Source organism: Spirochaetota bacterium (genome assembly GCA_038043445.1).
GTDB lineage: Bacteria > Spirochaetota > Brachyspiria > Brachyspirales > JACRPF01 > JBBTBY01.
In genome coordinates, this window is record JBBTBY010000072.1 from 83781 (window position 1) to 103972 (window position 20192).

The 20192-nt window shown below is 55.9% G+C and carries 16 protein-coding genes; 7 read left to right on the forward strand and 9 right to left on the reverse strand.

What is annotated here, in order from left to right:
- Nucleotides 1-50: 50 nt before the first annotated feature.
- Nucleotides 51-3977: a Pls/PosA family non-ribosomal peptide synthetase gene (locus tag AABZ39_11635; protein ID MEK6795423.1), complete on the forward strand. Its 3927-nt coding sequence runs from the start codon at nt 51-53 to the stop codon at nt 3975-3977.
- Nucleotides 3978-4097: 120 nt separating this feature from the next.
- Nucleotides 4098-4544 carry an Rrf2 family transcriptional regulator gene (locus tag AABZ39_11640; protein ID MEK6795424.1) on the forward strand — a complete coding sequence of 149 codons (447 nt, stop codon included), beginning with the start codon at nt 4098-4100 and terminating at the stop codon, nt 4542-4544.
- Nucleotides 4545-4564: 20 nt separating this feature from the next.
- Here the strand turns inward: AABZ39_11640 and AABZ39_11645 are convergent, their stop codons facing one another.
- The 6 genes from AABZ39_11645 to AABZ39_11670 are packed head-to-tail and all read right to left on the reverse strand — an operon-like array spanning nt 4565 to nt 10291.
- On the reverse strand, nt 4565-5347 hold the full coding sequence (locus AABZ39_11645) for a PD-(D/E)XK nuclease family protein (GenBank protein ID MEK6795425.1): 783 nt from the start codon (nt 5345-5347) through the stop codon (nt 4565-4567).
- 7 nt (nt 5348-5354) lie between these two features.
- Nucleotides 5355-6104 carry a site-2 protease family protein gene (locus AABZ39_11650; protein MEK6795426.1) on the reverse strand — a complete coding sequence of 250 codons (750 nt, stop codon included), beginning with the start codon at nt 6102-6104 and terminating at the stop codon, nt 5355-5357.
- A 49-nt stretch (nt 6105-6153) separates the two neighbouring features.
- The gene (locus AABZ39_11655) at nt 6154-7725 is read right to left on the reverse strand and encodes an NAD(P)H-hydrate dehydratase (GenBank protein ID MEK6795427.1); all 1572 of its coding nucleotides are present in this window, start codon (nt 7723-7725) and stop codon (nt 6154-6156) included.
- On the reverse strand, nt 7686-8693 hold the full coding sequence (locus AABZ39_11660) for a polyprenyl synthetase family protein (GenBank protein ID MEK6795428.1): 1008 nt from the start codon (nt 8691-8693) through the stop codon (nt 7686-7688). Before AABZ39_11660 ends, AABZ39_11655 begins: the two co-directional genes overlap by 40 nt.
- A 56-nt stretch (nt 8694-8749) precedes the next feature.
- The gene (lpxD, locus tag AABZ39_11665; protein ID MEK6795429.1) at nt 8750-9769 is read right to left on the reverse strand and encodes a UDP-3-O-(3-hydroxymyristoyl)glucosamine N-acyltransferase; all 1020 of its coding nucleotides are present in this window, start codon (nt 9767-9769) and stop codon (nt 8750-8752) included.
- A complete protein-coding gene (locus AABZ39_11670) occupies nt 9770-10291 on the reverse strand; it encodes an OmpH family outer membrane protein (protein MEK6795430.1) in 522 nt (173 codons plus the stop codon). It abuts the gene before it with no gap.
- 255 nt (nt 10292-10546) lie between these two features.
- Here AABZ39_11670 and AABZ39_11675 point away from each other — a divergent pair, with 255 nt between their 5' ends.
- Together AABZ39_11675 and dapB are read left to right on the forward strand one after the other, a co-directional pair.
- Nucleotides 10547-11473, forward strand: coding sequence for a hypothetical protein (locus AABZ39_11675; protein MEK6795431.1), 927 nt, complete (start codon nt 10547-10549; stop codon nt 11471-11473).
- Nucleotides 11474-11481: 8 nt separating this feature from the next.
- Entirely contained in the window at nt 11482-12279 is a 798-nt protein-coding gene (gene dapB, locus AABZ39_11680) for a 4-hydroxy-tetrahydrodipicolinate reductase (GenBank protein MEK6795432.1), read from the forward strand.
- On the opposite strand, the gene AABZ39_11685 is transcribed toward dapB, so the two are convergent.
- Nucleotides 12253-13170, reverse strand: coding sequence for an AraC family transcriptional regulator (locus AABZ39_11685; protein ID MEK6795433.1), 918 nt, complete (start codon nt 13168-13170; stop codon nt 12253-12255). The genes dapB and AABZ39_11685 overlap by 27 nt on opposite strands.
- Before the next feature lie 228 nt (nt 13171-13398).
- On the opposite strand from AABZ39_11685, the gene AABZ39_11690 reads away from it, so the two are divergent.
- Complete coding sequence (locus AABZ39_11690; protein ID MEK6795434.1) at nt 13399-13599, forward strand: hypothetical protein; 201 nt, start codon at nt 13399-13401, stop codon at nt 13597-13599.
- A gap of 75 nt (nt 13600-13674) precedes the next feature.
- Here the strand turns inward: AABZ39_11690 and AABZ39_11695 are convergent, their stop codons facing one another.
- A complete protein-coding gene (locus AABZ39_11695; protein ID MEK6795435.1) occupies nt 13675-16575 on the reverse strand; it encodes a basic secretory protein-like protein in 2901 nt (966 codons plus the stop codon).
- Between the two features lie 163 nt (nt 16576-16738).
- On the opposite strand from AABZ39_11695, the gene AABZ39_11700 reads away from it, so the two are divergent.
- Nucleotides 16739-17848: a hypothetical protein gene (locus AABZ39_11700; GenBank protein MEK6795436.1), complete on the forward strand. Its 1110-nt coding sequence runs from the start codon at nt 16739-16741 to the stop codon at nt 17846-17848.
- 23 nt (nt 17849-17871) lie between these two features.
- Nucleotides 17872-18837 carry a PstS family phosphate ABC transporter substrate-binding protein gene (locus AABZ39_11705; GenBank protein MEK6795437.1) on the forward strand — a complete coding sequence of 322 codons (966 nt, stop codon included), beginning with the start codon at nt 17872-17874 and terminating at the stop codon, nt 18835-18837.
- 160 nt (nt 18838-18997) lie between these two features.
- Here the strand turns inward: AABZ39_11705 and AABZ39_11710 are convergent, their stop codons facing one another.
- Nucleotides 18998-19621, reverse strand: coding sequence for a hypothetical protein (locus AABZ39_11710; GenBank protein ID MEK6795438.1), 624 nt, complete (start codon nt 19619-19621; stop codon nt 18998-19000).
- Nucleotides 19622-20192: the final 571 nt, after the last annotated feature.

Sequence of the window (20192 nt, forward strand, 5' to 3'; positions counted from 1 at the left end):
TACAGTACCGGGAACTAACTGGAAATATCGATCGTCATACCGGAAGCCGTATGGATGCACTATCATTCCTTGCAAACCCCGTCCCATCGCTTCTCGGCGAAGGCTCGCTCGTCGGGCTTTTTGACGACAGCGCGCGGCGCCACCCGGAGAACATAGCCGTCGATCATGACGGCGCGCAGATAACCTACGATGCCCTTTCTGCGAGCGCTTCCCGATTCGCAGGCCATCTCACGCAACGCGGTATCGGCAAAGGCGACCGCGTCGCGATACTCATGCGCAAGTCGCTCGGGCTCTACGCATCCATCATCGGCGTTCTTCGTACGGGCGCGTCCTACGTCCCTCTCGACCCCGAATATCCTGCCGACCGCATCGCCTTCGTGCTCGATGATTCGCGCGCGAAGTGCATCGTAACGGCGGCTGAATTCCGGGGCATGCTTTCAGGAAAGACACCGGCGATATGCATCGACGATGATGAAGCCGCTATCCGCGGACATGAACCGCTCTTTCGCGCATCACCCGCCGCTCCCGATGACGAAGCGTATGTCATCTATACCTCGGGCAGCACCGGCAGGCCCAAGGGCGTCATGGTATCGCACGCGAACGCGCGGCATCTCGTCATAGCCGAACAGACGATGTATCGTGTGCAGAAGAACGATCGCGTACTGCAGGGGTTCTCCATCGCATTCGACGCTTCCATCGAGGAGATATGGGTGACATTCCATGCTGCGGCAACGCTCGTTGTCGGCACCGAGCGCATCATGCGCGGCGGACCGGAAACACGGGAGATGCTCTCTGCACGCCATATCACCGTGCTCTCCTGCGTGCCGTCATTTCTCACGATGTTCGAGGACAGTGTGCCATCGGTACGCATGCTCATCGTCGGCGGCGAGGCATGCCGCGAACAGCATGTAGCCGCATGGTTCTCACCCGGACGCGTCATCTATAATACGTACGGACCGACCGAAGCCACCGTCGTTGCGACGATAAGCAGGATGCATCCCGGAAAAGCGGTGACGATAGGACGCCCCATCCCCAACTACACATGCTCCATCATGAATGCCGCACAGGAGCTGCTCCCGCGCGGTGAAAGCGGCGAGCTCGTGCTCGGCGGCGCCGGGGTGACAAAAGGATACGTGGGCCGAGACGACCTTACCCGCGAACGATACATCGAGAACCGACACACCGCCGTTACCGGCGACACGAGCCCCCGATTGTACCGCACCGGCGACCGTGCGCGTATCAACGAGCAGGGGGAGATCGAATTCCTCGGGCGTACCGATTCGCAGATAAAGATACGCGGCTTCCGTATCGAAGTGAGCGAGATAGAATCGGTGCTCGTCGAGGTCACCGGCGCACGGAACGCCGTCGTCGTCGCACGTCGGGAAAAGGAGAACCACTTCCTCTGCGGGTATGTGGAATCGGATACCGCATTCGATGAACGATCGGCGATTGCCAGGCTCAGGGAAAAGCTCCCCGCATACATGGTCCCGGCATCCATCGATGCGCTCGCCGAATTCCCGCGGCTCCCGAGCGGCAAGATCGATACGGGGCGTCTCCCCGCACGCACGATATCCCCGGCGAAGACCGACCTCAACGACCCCGTAAAGAACCATATCTATCACCTCTGGTGCGAACTCTGCGGGACGACGGCGATCGGCGAGAACGATGATTTCTTCACCGCGCTCGGCGGTCATTCGCTCCTTGCGGCGCGATTCGTTTCACGCATGCGCACCGATGCGCGGTTCTCGCGGCTCTCCATGCGCGATCTCTACGACCACCCCTCGATCGCATCGCTTGCAGGACTTCTCGCGAACGCCGCCCCGGAATCAGCACGGCAGCGCGCGTTCAGACCGATACCGCAGTGGCGGCATACGATAAGCGGCATCGCCCAGGCGCTCATGCTCTTTATCGTCATCGGGTTCTATTCCCTGCAATGGGCGACACCGTTCGTCGTATACAGTTACTTTCACGCATATGAATACGAACAGCTCTACTCGGTCATCGCAGCTGTCGCGGCGCTCTGTCTCGTCTACCCCACCATGCTCATCATCGCAGTGCTGCTCAAATGGATAGTGCTCGGCCGGGTCCGGGAAGGCGATCACCCCCTCTGGGGCGCGTATTATCTGCGATGGACGTTCGTGCATCACATGCTCGGCTGTCTCCCGCTGCAATTCCTCTCCGGCACACCGCTCATGAACGCGTATCTCCGCGCATTAGGTGCACACATCGGTGCACGCACCCACATCGATTCCGATCTCGTCGGCGGACTCGATATGATATCCGTCGGCGCGGACACGGTCATCAATGCCGATGCGAACATCTCCTGCCACGCGGTAGAGAACGGGCTCCTCAAGATACGTTCGATACGGATCGGGAACGATGTCTGCATCGGCGCGCGCGCGGTCGTGGCGCAGGATACCGTCATCGGATCCAATGTTCTGGTCGATGAGCTCACCGCTATCGCACCGGGGATGCGCCTCTCGGACGATACACGCTGGGGCGGATCGCCTGCGGCATGCATCGGGGGACGGGCGTCCGCGGGGGCGCCCTCCGCCGTACCGCCGGTGAGGAACGCACTGGTGACCATGTTCTTTGCGGCATGCTTCTTCATTCTTCCGACGCTCGGTCTTCTCCCGGTGTTCCCGGGCGTCATGCTCATGTACAACATCGACTATGCGAGCGAGAATTATTTCTACCTCATTGTCGCCCCGCTCGTCGGCGCATCGTTCGTCCTTTTCTCCGCGATCATGATAGTCGCCGTGAAATGGCTCGTGCTCGGGAAACTGCGGGAGGGGTCCTATCCCCTGCGGAGCGTTTTCTATGTCCGCAAATGGCTCTTCGATAAATTCATGGAGATAAGCCTCGGCACGCTCGGCACGCTCTATGCCACGCTCGCCGTGCTCCCCTGGTATCGTGCGCTCGGCGTATCGCTCGGCAAACGCGCGGAAGTGTCGACCGCGTCGTTCATACTGCCGGACCTGCTCGAGATCGGACAGGAAAGTTTCATCGCCGACGGCGTAGGGCTCGGTGCGGCGCGCATCGAAGCGGGGCGCATCATCCTCAAGCGGACGAAGCTCGGCAGCCGAACGTTCATCGGCAACAGTGCGTTCATCCCGAACGGCACGGTCATCGACGATAATTGCCTCATCGGATGCCAGACCATACCGCGCGATGCGTCGGTACCGTCGGGCACGGCCTGGGTAGGTCATCCGGCCATGTATCTCCCGCGGCGCGCGAGCGGCACCGGATTCGCGGAGGAAACGACATACACCCCGAGTATAAAGCTCTATCGCAGGCGGCTTGCCATCGAACTCCTCCGCATCATACTCCCCTCGACGGCGTTCATCGTCTTCACATCGCTCCTTCTCTCATTGTTCATCATCATCGAAGATCACGTACCGATGTGGCAGGCGCTCCTGGCATTCCCGCTCATCTACTGCGTGCTCGGCACCGCCGCCATCGCCGTCACGGCGCTCCTCAAACGCATCGTTATCGGGCGCTACGAACGGGGGGAACATCCGCTCTGGAGCACCTTCGTCTGGAAGACCGAATTCATGACGGGTTTCATCGAGAATTTCACCAACCCGGTGTTCGCATCGCATCTCAGGGGCACGGTGTTCCTGCCATGGTATTTCCGCCTGCTCGGGATGAAGATCGGCAAGCGCGCGGCGATGCATACCATGGATATCACCGAATTCGATCTTGTCACGCTCGGCGACGATGTAGCGCTCAACGACGACTGTACGATACAGACGCATCTCTTCGAGGACCGTGTCATGAAGCTCGGGACCATACGCATCGGGTCGCGGGTCTCCGTGGGAAGCGACACCCTGGTGCTCTACGACACCGAACTCGAAGACGATGTATCGGTCGGCGATCTTTCGCTCGTCATGAAAGGAGAGCACCTCTACGCACGGGAGTCATGGGCCGGATCACCGGTAACACCGACGGTACGCCCCGGCGAAAAGCAGGTATGACGATAGATACATCCGCGCATGATCCAAAATGATCCATAAATGATTCATTGACAACATGCTCGCTGCGATATATAGTATCGCCGGAATCGAAAATGACTACCGGGTGGAAGGAGGCAATACATGAAAGTGTCCACCATCGGCAGATACGCCACGTGCGCGCTCATCTGCCTTGCAGAACGATACGGCAAAGGACCGACGTCGCTCTCGAAAATAGCGAATGAGCAGCAGATATCGGTGAAGTACCTTGAGAACATCATGCGCATTTTCATAAGCCACGGGGTGGTCGCAACGACCAAGGGCGCGCATGGCGGTTTCACCCTCACAAAGAACCCGCGCACCGTACGCATGGGGGATGTGATAACCCTCGCCGAAGGCGTGGTGCTCCCCATTCACTGCATGGAGGACAGCGATCTCTGTCCGCGGCGGGGCACCTGTCCTGCGAAATACATGTGGAGGGACCTGCAGAACGGCATCATCGACAGCCTCAACAGGAATACGCTTTATTCTCTCGCGCAGCAGAAAAAGAAGCTTGCGCAGGAAAAACCGAAGCGCAGACAGAGCGCATAACAGGCGGCATCCGTCCACCGCTATTGCCCATCCCCCAAGTCCAGTTCGTTCGCATCTTCCGCCGGGGCGACACCCGAATTCGAATCGCATTCTGCGTGGTAATCGCAATACGCGCATGACTTCCCTGCATTGGGATCGTACACCGTATCATGCTCTATCTCTTCGACAAGTTCGCATATCATATCATGGATGCGCGCTATCTTTTCGTGCGTGAATTCGACCGTATCGCAGCAGTCCTCACCGAGATGATAATACACCCCGGTCTCGACCGGGCGCTCTTTACTGTTCAGGAGGAGCGCATATACCTTAAGCTGCATCGTATGGCGTTCGCGGTCCTTCCCTTCCAGCTCCTTGAAACGGTTCGTCTTATAATCGATGATGGAGAGCGCGCCCGAGGGCGATATATCGACGCGGTCGACGCGGCCGTAGAGAATGAAACCGTTAAACCGGTTCTCCATGTGCTTTTCCATGATATACGGCTTCACCGCGCCGAAACGGCGGTGGAAGTTCGCGAGCATGCGAAGCCCCTCCTCGCCGAATTCCTTCTCCTTCTCGCGCGAGTCGAAGAATTCCCTTGCGGAGCTCCGCTTCCATATCGAACGGAAATCGGCATGGAGCGCATCGAGCGTACGCGCCTCGGCGTTCAAACGGTAGAATTCCTTGCAGGCTAGATGCACATTGCCGCCGAGTATATTGTACGGCGTAACGGCCATCGGCGTTCTTTTTTCCTTGATGTAGCGGTGATAGTACTTGCGCGGACAGGCGAGATACATGGCAAGCCGGTATTCGCTGTAGCGTATCATCGATGCCTCAGCGAAAGAGCGGAGGTATCACGGACAGTATTTCCGGCCCAAGGAACATTCGCCAATAATAAAGTATGGGACTTAATATCTTCCCTATGATACCGAACATCATGAGCAGTAATAGTATTAAAAAGCCTTTTGAATAGAACCGGTCGAACAGCATCTTGCCGCTGACCGGCAGGAAATATCTGAGCACCCAGCCGCCATCGAGCGGCGGTATCGGCAGCAGATTGAACACCATGAGTATCATATTGACGATATACGATGTATAGAATATCACGATAAGGGTGACATACGCTATGACCGCTGCCTGCGCCATGCCTTCCGGCACCATGCGGATGAGCGCAAATGCCGCCGGCGCATTCCCGCCGGACATCGACGGGAGCGTGAACGTGAGCAGTTTGAGCATGCCGAATGAAACGGCGATGAGCAGCAGGTTCGAAAGCGGCCCCGCGACCGACACAACGGCCTGATGGCGCTCAGGGTGGCGGAAATTAAGCGGGTTTATCGGCACCGGCTTCATCCAACCGAACACCGGCAAGCGGAGGAATATCGCCATGAGCGGGAGAATTATCGTTCCGAATATATCGATGTGTTTCAGCGGATTGAGCGTGAGCCGCCCCTCGGCTTGCGCTGTCCTGTCACCGAAGTACCGCGCGGCAAGCGCATGACCGAATTCATGGCAGGTCGCCGAAAAAATAAAGATGATAAAGAAGACGGAGCCATGTATTATTGTTGCAAGTATGTTCGCGATCATTGCTGAATTATACTCACTGAGGATCGATTTTGCAACACAACGTTTCTGCTCATTTGATGATCCGTGTTCGTATCGATCGAAGTGCATGCCCGACCGCCCGCGATACATCCGACGGCTGAATCTCATCGGCCGAGCTTCGGGTGCGCATGATGCGGAACGCCTTTCCGTGCGCATATACACCGAGCGTCATTGCGTCATGCATCGAGAACCCGCGCGCGAGAAGACCGGTGATGATGCCGGCGAGCACATCGCCCATGCCGGCTTTCCCCATTCCGTATTGAGGGCGCGCATGAACCGCTATGCCTGCATCGTCCGAGATGAACGTGACCGCGCTTTTAAGAACAACACCCGCCTTCGTACGTTCGCGGAATGCGGCGAGTTTATTGAACGCATCGCTCTGTATCTCATCCGCCGGAATATCGACAAGGCGCGAAAATTCGTCGACATGCGGCGTCAGCACCGTCGATGATGACAGTTTCGGCATCAGCTCCTTGTTGCGCGAAATGAAATAGAGACCGTCCGCATCGACGACAAGCGGTCTGTCGATACGCGGCACGAGCGCATTGAGAAGATCGCCCGTCTCGGCATGACGGTCCACGCCGCAGCCGATGAGCACGGCACGCGCATGCTTCATCTCTTTTTCGATCTGCGGGATATGCGGTGCGGAAAAATGCCCGTCACCCTTCCGCCCTACCCCGACGGTAACGACTTCCGGCGGAAGACGCTTTCTTATATCGTCGCGAATGGCGTACGGCACGAGCAGACGAATATACCCGACGCCGAGGCGATAGACCGCACTTGCCGCCAGCACCGCTGCACCGGGATACTGTTCGCTCCCGGCGATGATACACACGGATGCCGATCGTTTGCTCGCAAAGGCATCATCGGGACAATTGATCTTGGAAAAGCCCCGAGCGGAGAGGAGCATCGGTGCGCCCGGCTTGCGGAGCCGCTCGCGGGGGAACATCGACGGGACTACGGACAGCCGCCCGATGAAGCGAGTATACGGCTCGAGAAAGAATATATCCTTGGGGGCGCCGACGGTTATCGTATGATCCGCCTTGACGCATACGCTGCCGCTGCCTATCGCCGGCAATCCGGAGGGTATATCGAGCGATATCCGTATCCCTTTCGATGCGTTCATCGCCTCAACCATACGCTTCGGCACGCCTTCGATATTCCTGTCAACGCCGGTACCGAAAAGCGCGTCGACCATCACTGCCGACGACAATATCCTTCGGCATGCATCATCGACAGAAGTTTCATCGATAAAAGCAGCATCGACGCCCTCGGAAGAAAGGAGCGATAGATTCGTACGCGCATCAGCGCTCAAATGTTCACGCGTACCAATGACAAGCACATCCGCTGCGACATCGCTTCGTACGAGAAGACGCGCGAGCGCAAGGCCGTCACCGCCGTTATTGCCGGTACCGCAGATGATGATCGATCGCCCACGGCGGGCATATCGTATGACATGGCGGAACATTCCCGCGGCAGCATGCTCCATGAGAAGCAGCGACGGCATACCGTCCGCGATGACGCTTCTGTCAAGCGCCTGCATATCGGCTATGGAAAGTATGTTCACCGCTTGCGCCAGGAGGGCGCTGCTGGCGGCGGCCATTGCTGGCCATAGCCGCTATGCATTCCCGAGCGCGCAATAAGGTCGTCGATGAGCGCGGTAAGCCCTTTGCTCGCTGCAGTCACCGTCCGCACGGCGCGAAGCGCCTTCGAAAGATAATCGTATGCCAGGCGATTGTTCGCCTCGATGCCGCCGGCGTCCTCGATACAGCGCGTGAGGGCATGCGCCTCTTTCGTACCGAAAGGTTTCGTTGCGGCAAGCGCCTTCATCATCCGCCTGTCCCTGAGCGGCGCCCTGCGCACCGCATGAATGAACGGATAGGTGAAGAACCCCTCGGCGATATCCTCCCCCGAAGGAAGATCGTTCGCGTCATCGAGGAGCTGAAAGGCCATGCCGAGATCGTAACCGAAGCGGCGTACCGCCGGGCGATTAAGCCCTTTGAGCACATCGACACCATAACCGCATATCTCGAAAAGGGCGGCTGTCTTCCCGCCGATGACCGAAAGGTACTGGTCGCGGCTCACTTTATCGTTGCCGCGGAGCACATCTTCCTGTATCTGCGCTTCGCACATCGCACCGATGACGGCGAGCACTTTTTTGCTGAGCGGCCGGCAGTCGATGGCGTGGAAAAGCTCGAACGCGCGCACGAACACGAGATCGCCGAAGAGAACGGCCTGCGTATTGCCGAAGCCGTCATTGAGCGTCGCCATGCCGCGGCGCACGCGTTCATTATCGATGATGTCGTCGTGGATGAGACTTGCCGCATGGATGAGCTCGACACCGGCGGCGAAATCGATGATGGTGCGGTCGATACCGCCGGAGACGCGGGCAAGGAGCAGTATCAGCGACGCGCGTATCATCTTGCCGTCATGCGAAAAGAAATGAGAGGAGAGCCGCGAAGTGACGCCCCGTTCGCCGGAGCACATGGCACGCATACGCCTGCGGACGAGCGATAGTTCGCGGCCTATCTCCCTCCGGATGAGCTGATATTTCGTCTTGCCGTTCGCCATAGCCTCGTCGTCCTCGGGTGATAATATATGAAAAAATTTCGCTGAGATCTATCCCGCTAGAATTTCATCCCGAATTTCTCTTCGATGAATTTCGTCAGGGCATACAGCTTTCGGAGGCTTACGAGCTTCAGCTTCTCGTCCTTCATGTTCTGCGTGGGCGAACCCCAAAGCAGGGAATTCGCGGGCACCTTCACATTGGACATGACGCCCGCCTGCGCCCCGATGACGGTCTTATCGCCGATATCGCAGTGATCGGAAATGCCGACCTGTCCGGCAAGAATGACGCCGCTGCCTATCCTCGTACTCCCCGCAACGCCCACCTGCGCGACGATGACGGCGTGCTCGCCGACCGTGCAGTTATGCGCGATGTGCACAAGATTGTCGATCTTCGCACCGCGCTTGATGATGGTGGCGCCGAGCGTTGAGCGGTCTATCGTCGTGTTAGCGCCTATCTCGACATCATCCTCGATGATGACCTTCCCCTTCTGCGGTATCTTTTCGCGGCCGACGGGTGTTTCGCGATAACCGAAGCCGTCGCTGCCGATGACGGCGCCGGCATGGATGATAACATGCGAACCGATCTCCATGCCTGGATACAGCGTAACGTTCGGATGAATGACCGTATCCGCACCGATGACAGAGCCCTTTCCGATGACGGCACCCGATTTGATGACAGAGCGCTCACCGATGACGACATGCTCGCCGATGACGACATTATCCTCGACACATGCCGAATGAGGCAGCTTCGCGCTCGATGCAACGGACGCTTTCGGCGAAACGCCGGGAGTGACAGCATCATCCGGATAGAAGAACGTGAGCAGACGGAAGAACGCTTCCTTCGTATCGGGAACGATTATCTCCGTCTTTCCGCTCGCAAGCACCTTCGCCGTGACAATGGCAAGCGCGCGGGATGCGAGCACCGCGGGAAGGAATTTCTCGTCCTCAAGACATACGATCGATCCGTCGGCGATGGCGTCGGTGCCGGAGAACCCCGAAAACACGACGGAGGCATCGCCCTGCACGGTGCCTGAAAGGAATGATGCGACCTCGGCGGCGGTCCTTTTTACCAGTGACATCTATTTCTTACCGGCTTCCTTTGCAAGCTGCTTGAGATAATCGATGACCTTCATGCTGATATCGTATTCCGGCTCGGCGAACATGATCCCCGACTCTTCGCGGACGAATATCATGCTGTAGCCCTCTTTCCGTGCGAGCGCGCGCACCGCTTCGGATATCTTCCGGTTGGATTCCTTGAGATAATCATCGCCCTTCGCATTGATGGACTGCTCCTGCTCCTTCACGAGCTTGGTGAGCTCATCGTTCTTCCAGTCGATATCGTTGCGCAGCTCTTTCTTGCGGTTCTCCGAAAGCGTCGTGTCCGTATCCAGCCGCTGCTTCAGCTGCTTTATCTGCGCGGCCAGGTCCTCTATCTTCTTTTTCGCGTCCGCCACGAGCAGATTGAGCGCCTCGCGCGCCTCGCGGTCCTTGGCGAGCGTCGCATAGATCTGATCGAGCCGGATATAGCCGACCTTGGTGAATCGCTCCTCGGCGCACAGCGTAATGGCGGCCGCCGTCAGAATAAGAATGATCTTTTTCAAGGTATTCCTCCTTGGGAACCGTGATGGAATGCGATTTCTATATTACCCGCGTACGGGTAAATGTCAAGGAAAAAAGTGCCGATGGCGAATGTGAGTGAATTTTTAAAGCAGGTGTTTTATTTTACCACAATACAAGTCACTCACATGGCGTATCGCCGTCTTGACGCAGTGATGTGTCCGGGGTATAGTAACGACACTGCTCAATGCTGAACAGACGCACTCGCATGATTTTCGTCCATAGTAAGGAGGCATCCCATGCGATCTCACCATATCACGGCGCTCATCGCCGTATCCCTCTCACTCTTTGCCGCGGAAAGCGTTTCCGACATGAACGGCCCGAATATCGCAAGCTCGGTAGCGGCGAACGGCCAGAAGCGCTGCGCTAACATGTTCAAAATAACCGCACTGCCCCCGGCACTTGCGAATGCTACTATGGTCGCGATCGCACGCGGCGACAGTTCGATGCAGGCCCCGGGGTTCTCGTTCAAGGTGAACCGCGGCGCAACGATATATCTGCTCGTCCACGACCGCGGCACGGCGGCCATCCCCTCCGGTTGGACAAGAACATCGATGAAGGTGGAATGGACCACGGATGACGGGGGCATGCAGCTGACCGACACGGTGTACAAACGGGAATTTCCTGCCGGGACGGTGACTATTCCCGGTCATGACGGGCGGGATGAAGGCGGTGCCTTCGGGGTGCCGAATGCGGCGATAGTAACACCGTCCGATGGCGCCCCCGGGGATGCGTCAAGCGCAAAACCACTGTCGATCGGGGATCTATCATCGAGCCTGGAGGCGAAGGTCGTGAAATTCGCTGCGGGCGGGACGCGGCTATCGGGAAATATTGAGATCGCGGTGATACCGTCACAGCTCAACGGCGCATCGATCGTCGGTATTATCCGCGGCGACCGCCAATCGGCGGCTCCCGCTTGGAAATTCAGCGTCTCAAGACCGGTCATCGTATATATGCTCGTGCATGATCGCGGTACACCGTCCATTCCCGCCTCGTGGGTCAAAACATCCATGAAAGCAGAATGGAAAGCCGGTGATGCGCAATTCACCGACACCATCTATTCACGTGAATTCGCCGCCGGCACTATCGACGTACCCGGGCACAGCGGCGTCGATGAGAGCGGGAATTACGGCATTCCCAACAGCTGCGTTGTCATAGCAAAATAGGAGTACACATGATACGGATCGGTATCGCCGGCGCGCGCGGGCGCATGGGCATGATGAACATTGAATCGGTGTTCAATGACGCCGAGCTTACGCTTTCAGCGGCGCTGGAAATTACGGGACATCCTGCTATCGGCAGGGATATCGGCATGTTCTTCGGCAGGAACGATATCAATGTGCCGATAACCGATGACGCGGCGAAATTCCTCGAGAGCGCGGATGTCGTCATCGATTTCACCGGCCGTGATGCATCGCTCGCGCTCATGGAAAAGGCCGCATCGATGCAGAAGAAGTACGTGCTCGGGAGCACCGGCTTTTCCGACGCGGACAAGGCACGCATCGGCGAATTCGCCAGGCGCATGCCCGTCGTTTTCGCATCGAACATGAGCGTGGGGGTGAACGTCCTCTTCTCCCTTGTCGAACGCGCGGCAAAGCTCCTCGGCGGCTATGAGGTGGAAATAATCGAAGCTCATCACGACAAGAAGAAGGATGCCCCCTCGGGAACGGCGCTCACGCTTGCCGAAACGGTGGCGAAGGGCTTATCGCTTTCCCTCAAGGAGAATGCCGTCTACGGCAGGAGCGGTATGGTCGGAGCACGCAAGGCCAATGAGATAGGGATACACGCGGTACGCGCCGGTGATATCGTCGGGGAACACACGGTCATGTTCTGCACGGATGGGGAACGCATCGAAATAACGCATAAGGCTCATTCCCGGAAGAATTTCTCGCTCGGCGCCATGCAGGCTGCAAAGTGGCTTTCATCCAGGGGCAATGGGCTCTATTCAATGCGGGATGTTCTTGGTCTTTGATCTGCGCCAGTCACCCGGGGGCATGCCGGCATATCGCTTGAACATGCGGTAAAAAAAACTGACATCGTTGAATCCGACGTCATAGCAGATATCGGTTATCGCCTTTTCGGTCGCCATGAGCTCGCAGGCCCTTTGTACCCGAAAACGATTTATCGCCTCGAATATCGTCATTCGCCGCGAACGTTTATACGCCCTGCCCACATAATTACGGTGCAATCCCGCCGCAGCGGCGATGGAATCGAGCGTTATATCCTCCCGATACCGTTCACTGATGAAATGGTCGATATATGCGGCGATACGGGCCGCCGGAACACGCTTCATGCGAGAGGAGGCTTCCCTGCTCAGCTTTATCAGCAGATCGAGCATCTTGAAACGTATCGAATCGCGCCAATTGGGCTTTTTTCCGGTATATTCGTCCTCTATCTCCTCCAGCGCACGGAGGATACCGCGCGGGGAATCGTCGAATACCGATAATGCCTCGCGCTTTTCAGCCGGCAGGCGATAGTAATTCGAATAGAAGATGTCGTAGAACGCGAATTCCGAGCTCATCGTCTTTATCTCATCCCCGAAAAGCTCAGGCATGAAGAGTATATTGTATATAACTATCTCTTTCGATCCGATCTGATACGATGTCCTATCGTCCGGATGAATGATATATACGGCACCGGGTCCCAAAGGATAGGTGCGGTCATTGACTATTTTCCGGCCCTCCCCGGAAAGCACATATACTATTTTCCAGAATTCACGCTGCCGTCGCTGGATCCGGGGAAAATCCCCCTGAGAATGGGAAATTCTTGCTATGTAGAAGGGCATTCCCGCAGTAAAATACTGCGATGCCGGGATAATATGTGTTTCCGGTGCGACGGACTCATGGATCGGCGAGCGTTTCATCCCGGGATAATACCCCTCACCGAATGCAAAAGCAAGCGGCTCAAGCAAATCGCCATTCTGTCGAAAATAGAGAGAGGAAGTTCTTTGAGAGTGCGGTCCGTCAGCCGAAAAGTTAAGACGGTATGAAAAAAATGTCAGAATTTGGTTGACATAATTCTCATTCCGGTATATACTGTAACTCAACCGACTGCGATCTGCCTGTACTCATTGTTCCTGGGGAGGAAAACAATGGTTCGTTTCTTCAAGGGGAGTAATAAGCCAATGCTCGACGGAAACATCGTTCACATGGGTACGCTCACAAAAATGAAAAAAATGAACGCTGAGTTCGAGGCGAAGTCACATCGCTACCTCGAGAACAGCGTCGACGTCATGGGTTCACCCATGCCGTTCGATGATCGCGAGATTGAGTTCTTCGAAACGCACGCGTAGCGGTTCGGCCCATCCCATATCAGCTTTGCCGTCAGGTATTATCGGGCGTCGCCAGCTCGTGTTTCGCGTACTTCTTTAGAAATCGTATAATTTCATCCCGAACCAGAAGAACGGGAGCCAAGACTTGTCGCTCCCTTCGAACCCGTTGCCGACGAATTTCCATGCGAAGTCGAATCGAAAATAGAGGAACGGCGGCACGACAAAACGGAACCCTACCCCCATGGCCGATTTCAGATCGGTAAGATGCAGCCCGCCCCCGTCCCAGTAGCCGAGATTGGCGCCATGCTCATCGCTCCACGCCATGCCGAAATCCGAGAACAGCACGCCCTCGATATTGCCGAGACCGATGGGAAGCCCGAATTTGATATAATCGATGAACGGGAAACGGAATTCGAGATTGATGAGCGCCACGTTCTCCCCGGTGAATTCCCCGTGCCCGTAGGCGCGAACGGTGGTCACATAGTCCGCATAGAGGCCCTCGAACATGCGCGTTATGCCGCCGAGACGGAACGGACGCTTGAATCGGTCGACATCGAATATCTTGCCGCCGGCGATGCGGAACGCGAAATTCATGTTCGGCAGAAGCATGAGATACTGCCTGAGGTCGCCGAAGATGAGCGTAAAGCCGTAATCATTATCCGATAATTTCAGCGAACGCTGGATCGTAATGAGGAACATCGAATTATCGCGCGCGGAAAGCATATCGCCGATGGACGTATCGTACACGAAAGAAAGTTCGGCGAGATAGACGTTCGCCATATGATTGGAAACGCTCCCGGCGCCGGGATACGTTATGAAATGAAGCTCGGGGTTTATGAAAAGGTCGAATCGCGTGAACTTGTCGAAGGGGAAACGCACGAGCGCCCCGCCGCCGATGGCGTCATCGCTGTACAGACGCCGGACACCGGTGGCCTCGTTCGTATCATAGGCGTAGTATGTTTCCTTGTAGTGATAGAGATTGACGCCGAGGTCGATGCGGAACGGGATGAGCCAATACGTGAGATCCGCATTGGCGGTGAATTCCTTGTACACATCATCATAGAGCAGCTGTACATACGCGTTCACGCGCTGCTCATTGAGCATATCCGCGAACGAGGTGAAGAGATCGAGTCCGCCGCCCATATACGAACTGTAGCCCGCCGCGAACACGAAATAATCCGGCATGAGCCAGGGCGCGTATGCCGACGATATCGACGGTATAACGAGGTCTTTTGTCCGATACGCCGTGCCAAGGACGTTCTCCCTGAACAGCACCGTCGAAACGTTCGAGTAAGCGGCTTTCGTATCAACATCGGCGATATAGATATCATACCCGCCTTTTTCATATCCGGAAAACACGATGCGATCGCCCGTTTTCGAGAAACGCGGTTCGAACGCCCCGCCGAACGTCTTCGTGACGCGTTTTATCGAACCGGAAGAGATATCCTTGATATAGAGATCGGATACACCGGTGACGTCGGATGAGAATATTATCTTCGTGCCGTCGAGTGAAATATCGCCGATACGGTCATCGCCGTCGGAAGCGACAACGGTATGGAGCGTACGGCTCGCACGGTCATAGACGACGATGTCATTATCCGCCGAATAATAGTCGCAGGCCGCATTGCTGTTCACGGAGAACACTATCTTCGATCCGTCATGCGAAAAGCACGGGCGGCTTTCATAGTACCGGTCGAACGTTATCCGCTCAAGGCCGCCCTTCGATCGATCATAGATATAGATATCCGCCATGCCGTTGCTGACACCGGTGAAAACTATCTCTCCGCCCAGGGGAGAGATGCGCGCGAATTGCACCGAACTGAACGGCAGCGCAATGCGTTTTTCCACCCATTGTGTTGCGGTATTGTAGAGCACAATGCGGTCGCCGGGGCCGGCCTTTGCAGTGAACACGAACAACGACCCGTCGGACGTGAACGAGAACGTATTATCAAGGATGTGAAGATGTTCATATTCATCCGAGCGCTCGCCGACGGCTACGGTACGCATCTGCTCGCTCGATTCTGCGTTCACCGAAATAATGGAGGGATAGACGTTCCGATTGCAGAGGAGGTATATCTCCTTACCGTCCGGGCTCAGCAATGGATGGAAATTGAACGATGAACGGTCCTTGAAATGGTCGGTCACACGCTTGGCAGCCGGCGCGAGGGGTTCGTAATGCACAACATCGGGGAGATATGTCCGTTTCGCATCGAAATGCCAATCATCATTGATATCCCGCGTGTTCTTCCCAAAAACAAAATTGAACACGGCGTTGAGATCGTACGCGGCACGGAGCGTATGAAGCAGGTTCGCCACATACTCGCGCCCGAAGCGCTTCTCGACATAGCGGTAGAACGCCTCGCCGCCCTTGTACACGAAATAGCCGTAGGGGCCGAGCTCGTACGGATCATTGAGCTTGTCTATCGTCGGCATATGCGCGCTGAGAAGGCCGTCGCGCACATACATATGCATCTCATTGTCATCATCGCGCGATGCGTATTCCGCCATGCCCTCCATGAGCCAGAGGGGCGGCTGCTGGAGAAAGCCCCGGAATATCGGCGCGGCATCGCCGTAGAGCACGTCGAATTGATACGCATGCGCAAGCTCGTGGAGCACGACATGCCGGAACGCATGGTATGACCCGGTGAACGGAACGACCACCCGCGTGCGGAGGGGCTCGGTGAAGCCGCCGACACCCTCGGGGATGAGCCCCGGGTAAATATGCGTCCCCTCAAAATCATCGGTGGAACAATAAATGACGACGGGTATTATCTTTTCAAGATTATGATCGAACAGCGTGCGGTACTTTGAGACACCGTCTTCCAGTATCTTCGCCGCCTCTCGCGCGACCGTCTCGCCCGCTGCATCATGATAGATATCAAAATGCGGCGATTTCAGTATATTCCACTTGTAGAAATCATAATTGACCTTGTTCTTCCCGTACGGCGCAAGCGGAAGGGCCATGATGAGAAGTGCAAGTGCACAGCGTATTCGCATATGCCAAGTATACCTTCCCGACAGGCAAAGTCAATTATAAGCCGGTTTTTTGCCATCCATCTCAAACGACTCCTCTTAACACGAATTTCACTTTCCGCACATGATCCCTTTGCACAATAACCGTAGATTTCAATAAATAATGATTTCCCCAAAGGAGGGCGAAATGCTGAAACGTATCTCTCTCGCAACTATCGCTGCATGCATGGCGGTCAGTATGGCGCAGGCAATCGAGATAAAGCTCGGTTCTGAGTTGCATCTGCGCTACACGGCCAAATGGAATGCAAGCGATATGTCGAACACGTACAACGGATTCTCCGCTGAACGTGGCTACATATCCATCGAACCGAAGTTCAGTGACACGGTAAGCGGCCGATTCACCATGGACTTCGCCGCACCGAGCGACAAGGCGGCCTCGGGCGAACTCAAGGGCACGCTCAAGTTCAAGTACGCGTATCTTTCTATCGCTACCCCGCTTCCTGACAGCAAGATCGAATTCGGCTGGATCAAACACTACATGGGCGGCGTCTATGACTGGAATTATGACTTCATCGATAAACAACTCGGTGATAAGTACAAATTCTACAAATCAGCCGATGCCGGCATAGTGTTCCTCGGCCTTCTCCCCGAAGGTTTCGGCGAATATAATGTATGGTTGGTCAATGGCGAAGGGTATGAGGTGTTCGGTACCGGCATAGACCGCATCCCGGAAGCGGGCGCGAATATCCGTGTTATACCGCTCCCCGGCCTCACGGTCGGCCTCAACTGCTCGTACACGCATTCGTCAAGCCCGCGCTTCTACAACTTCAATGATGGTCTTGAGCGCTTTGTGTATGGTGCACTTCTCCAGTACAAAATGGGCCCGCTTACGCTCTTCGGCGAATACATCGGCTCACAGTTCCCCGGTGCCGCAGGAGACCCCTCAGCAGTGACCACAGCATCGGCCGCAGGGCCTTCTTCGTCCGTGAAGATATGGAATGCGTTCAGTGTTTCCGCCTTCGGCGAACTGGCTAAGATCATCGATGGACTTAATGTCGATGCTGGTGTAAAATACGATCTCATTGCAAAGAACGTCAATGCGACCAATGCGAATGGACAGGAAATGGCGCTTACTGCTCAGGTGAATTACAATTTCACCCCGGATAAGACCGCGGTCGTACAACTCGCCTATGTTGCCGATGTTCAGGCTACGAGCGACAGCATGGCATTCGCGATCAGGAATCACACCGTACAGCTTCAGCTCAAGGCGAAGTTCAGCGGTACGATAGTGAAGTAACAGAGTTCAAGGAGAACACGATAATGAAAAAACTTATGACCATGACCGCCGCTCTTGTGCTCGCGGGAAACATGTTCGCGCAGAGCATACAGATCGACGGCTCAAGCACCGTATACCCCATCACCGAAGCGGTAGCTGAGGAATTCGGCAAGATCAATCCGAAGATCAAAGTCCTTGTCGGTATATCCGGCACGGGCGGCGGTTTCAAGCGCTTCGGCAACGGCGAAACGCATATCAGCGACGCTTCACGCCCCATCAAGAACAGCGAAAAAGCGGCCTGCCGGAAAAGCGGTATCGATTATATCGAACTTCCGGTCGCCTACGACGGTCTTGCCGTCATGGTGAGCAAGAAGAACGATTTCGTAAAGTCGCTCACGGTGAAAGAGCTCAAGAAACTTTGGGAACCTGCCGCGAAAGGCAACGTTACGAAGTGGAATCAAGTGCGCGAAAGCTTCCCGGCCGAGAAGATACGTCTCTTCGGACCCGGCACCGATTCGGGCACATTCGATTATTTCACTGAAGCGATCATGGGCAAATCCGGTCAGTCGCGCTCGGATTATACCGCGAGTGAGGACGACAACGTTCTCGTCGAAGGTATCGCCGGCAACAAGGGCGGACTCGGCTATTTCGGCCTTGCATATTATGAAGCGAACAAGGATAAGCTCTCGCTTGTCGCCATCGACGGCGGCAAAGGCGCGATAGAACCCACCATCGAAACGGTGAAGAACGGCACGTATGCGCCGCTCTCACGCCCGCTCTTCATCTATGTGAGCACGGCCGCTCTCGGACGTCCGGAAGTGGTGCAGTTCGTCGAGTTTTATATCAAGAACGCCGCCAAGCTCTCGAAGGAAGTCGGTTACATTCCGCTTCCTGACGACGGCTATGCTGCGGTCATGAAGCGCTTCCAGAAGCGTGTGACCGGCTCCGCGTTCTCTGATACGGCGAAGACCATTGGGGTGACCATTGCGGATCTCCTTAAGATGGAATAACCCCGAACTTCTTTTTCTAATCCCCGAAAGGCGGCAGGCAACCCCCTGCTGCCGTCCTTTTTGTTGGCTGCCCGATAAAATATTTACATAAAGACACGCCGGGGGAGAGGGCATAGCGCCCTACCCCCTGTGCGTATCTATCATTCGTTCAATGTCTCCGTTACGCTCCCGCGACTGCGGTTGCGCTTATCGATGCGGATATGGTCGTTGACAACAGGCATCCATTGTCCGCCATCATCGCATAGACCGCATACTGCACGCCAGGTTCAAGACCGGTTATAGAATACGGCGATGTGGCGTTGGTACCGACATCCACAATGCGTATAGCACCCACAGGCTTGCCGTTCTCAAGCTTCTGCGCTGCAAGTATGAGATGCTTCTCCACACTTTCAGGCGCGAGCGTGAACGTGCAGGCAATGCTCCCCGAAGTACCCGGCGCGGCGGTCATTGCAAGTACCGGCGATTCACCGTTCTCGCGGGTGAGCTCCATGACCTCGCTCCTGAGTATATGACGGGAATTCTGTTTCATGAACAGATTGAAGCCCGTCATATTGAGCCCGGACGAAGCCTTATTCCATGAAGCGCGCATACTGCCGCTCAATGACTTCCAGACCGAGACGACGAAACTGAAGCTCGATCGTACGGCCAGCTGCTTAGGCGTATTGCCGGGGCTGTGATAGGTGTACTCCCTGACGAAGTTGGTATCTTTCCACTTGGAGAACACCGCGTTGCCGATACGGTGACGAAGATCCGCCACAACGAAATTGTACTTAACTGTAGCCATTTGAAAACTCCTTGTAATCACTCATAAGCCGCGGAATATCGCCGGCGGCAGCGGGTGTGTATATTTCATACATCATCGATGCCGGGAGGCGTCTTCCGCCCTCGAACCGAGATAGAACAGAAAGCGAACACAAAGCGAACGTAAAGCGAACAAGGTCCGAAGCCGCTTTGGACCGCCCTGCCGCCGCTACGGGTGGCCGCGTATTGTTGAAACCATGTCGTCCTCCTGTCGTTTTCCGTTTTCATCGCCCGCTGTGCGAACTGTTCCGCGGGTCATGCGTGGGAATATACGAAGGAGGGGCGAATTCGTATAGAGTAGGAACCTACTGTTTTTTCGAATTTGATCTTGGGGCCGGAAAGATAGGAGAAGATGACAACAAAATATACGCTTCACGAAGGATGGCAGCTGTTCGCGCGAAAAAAATCACCTCTATACCGTGGCGGCTTGAAAAACACTCACCTCCTCGGGGCTCCTCCTCTCTCACGGGGATGTGAGAGAGGAGGAGAATAGCATACTAATGAAATACATATTCAGGCCGAATCACCATTTGTTGTGATGTGCCGTTACGAAC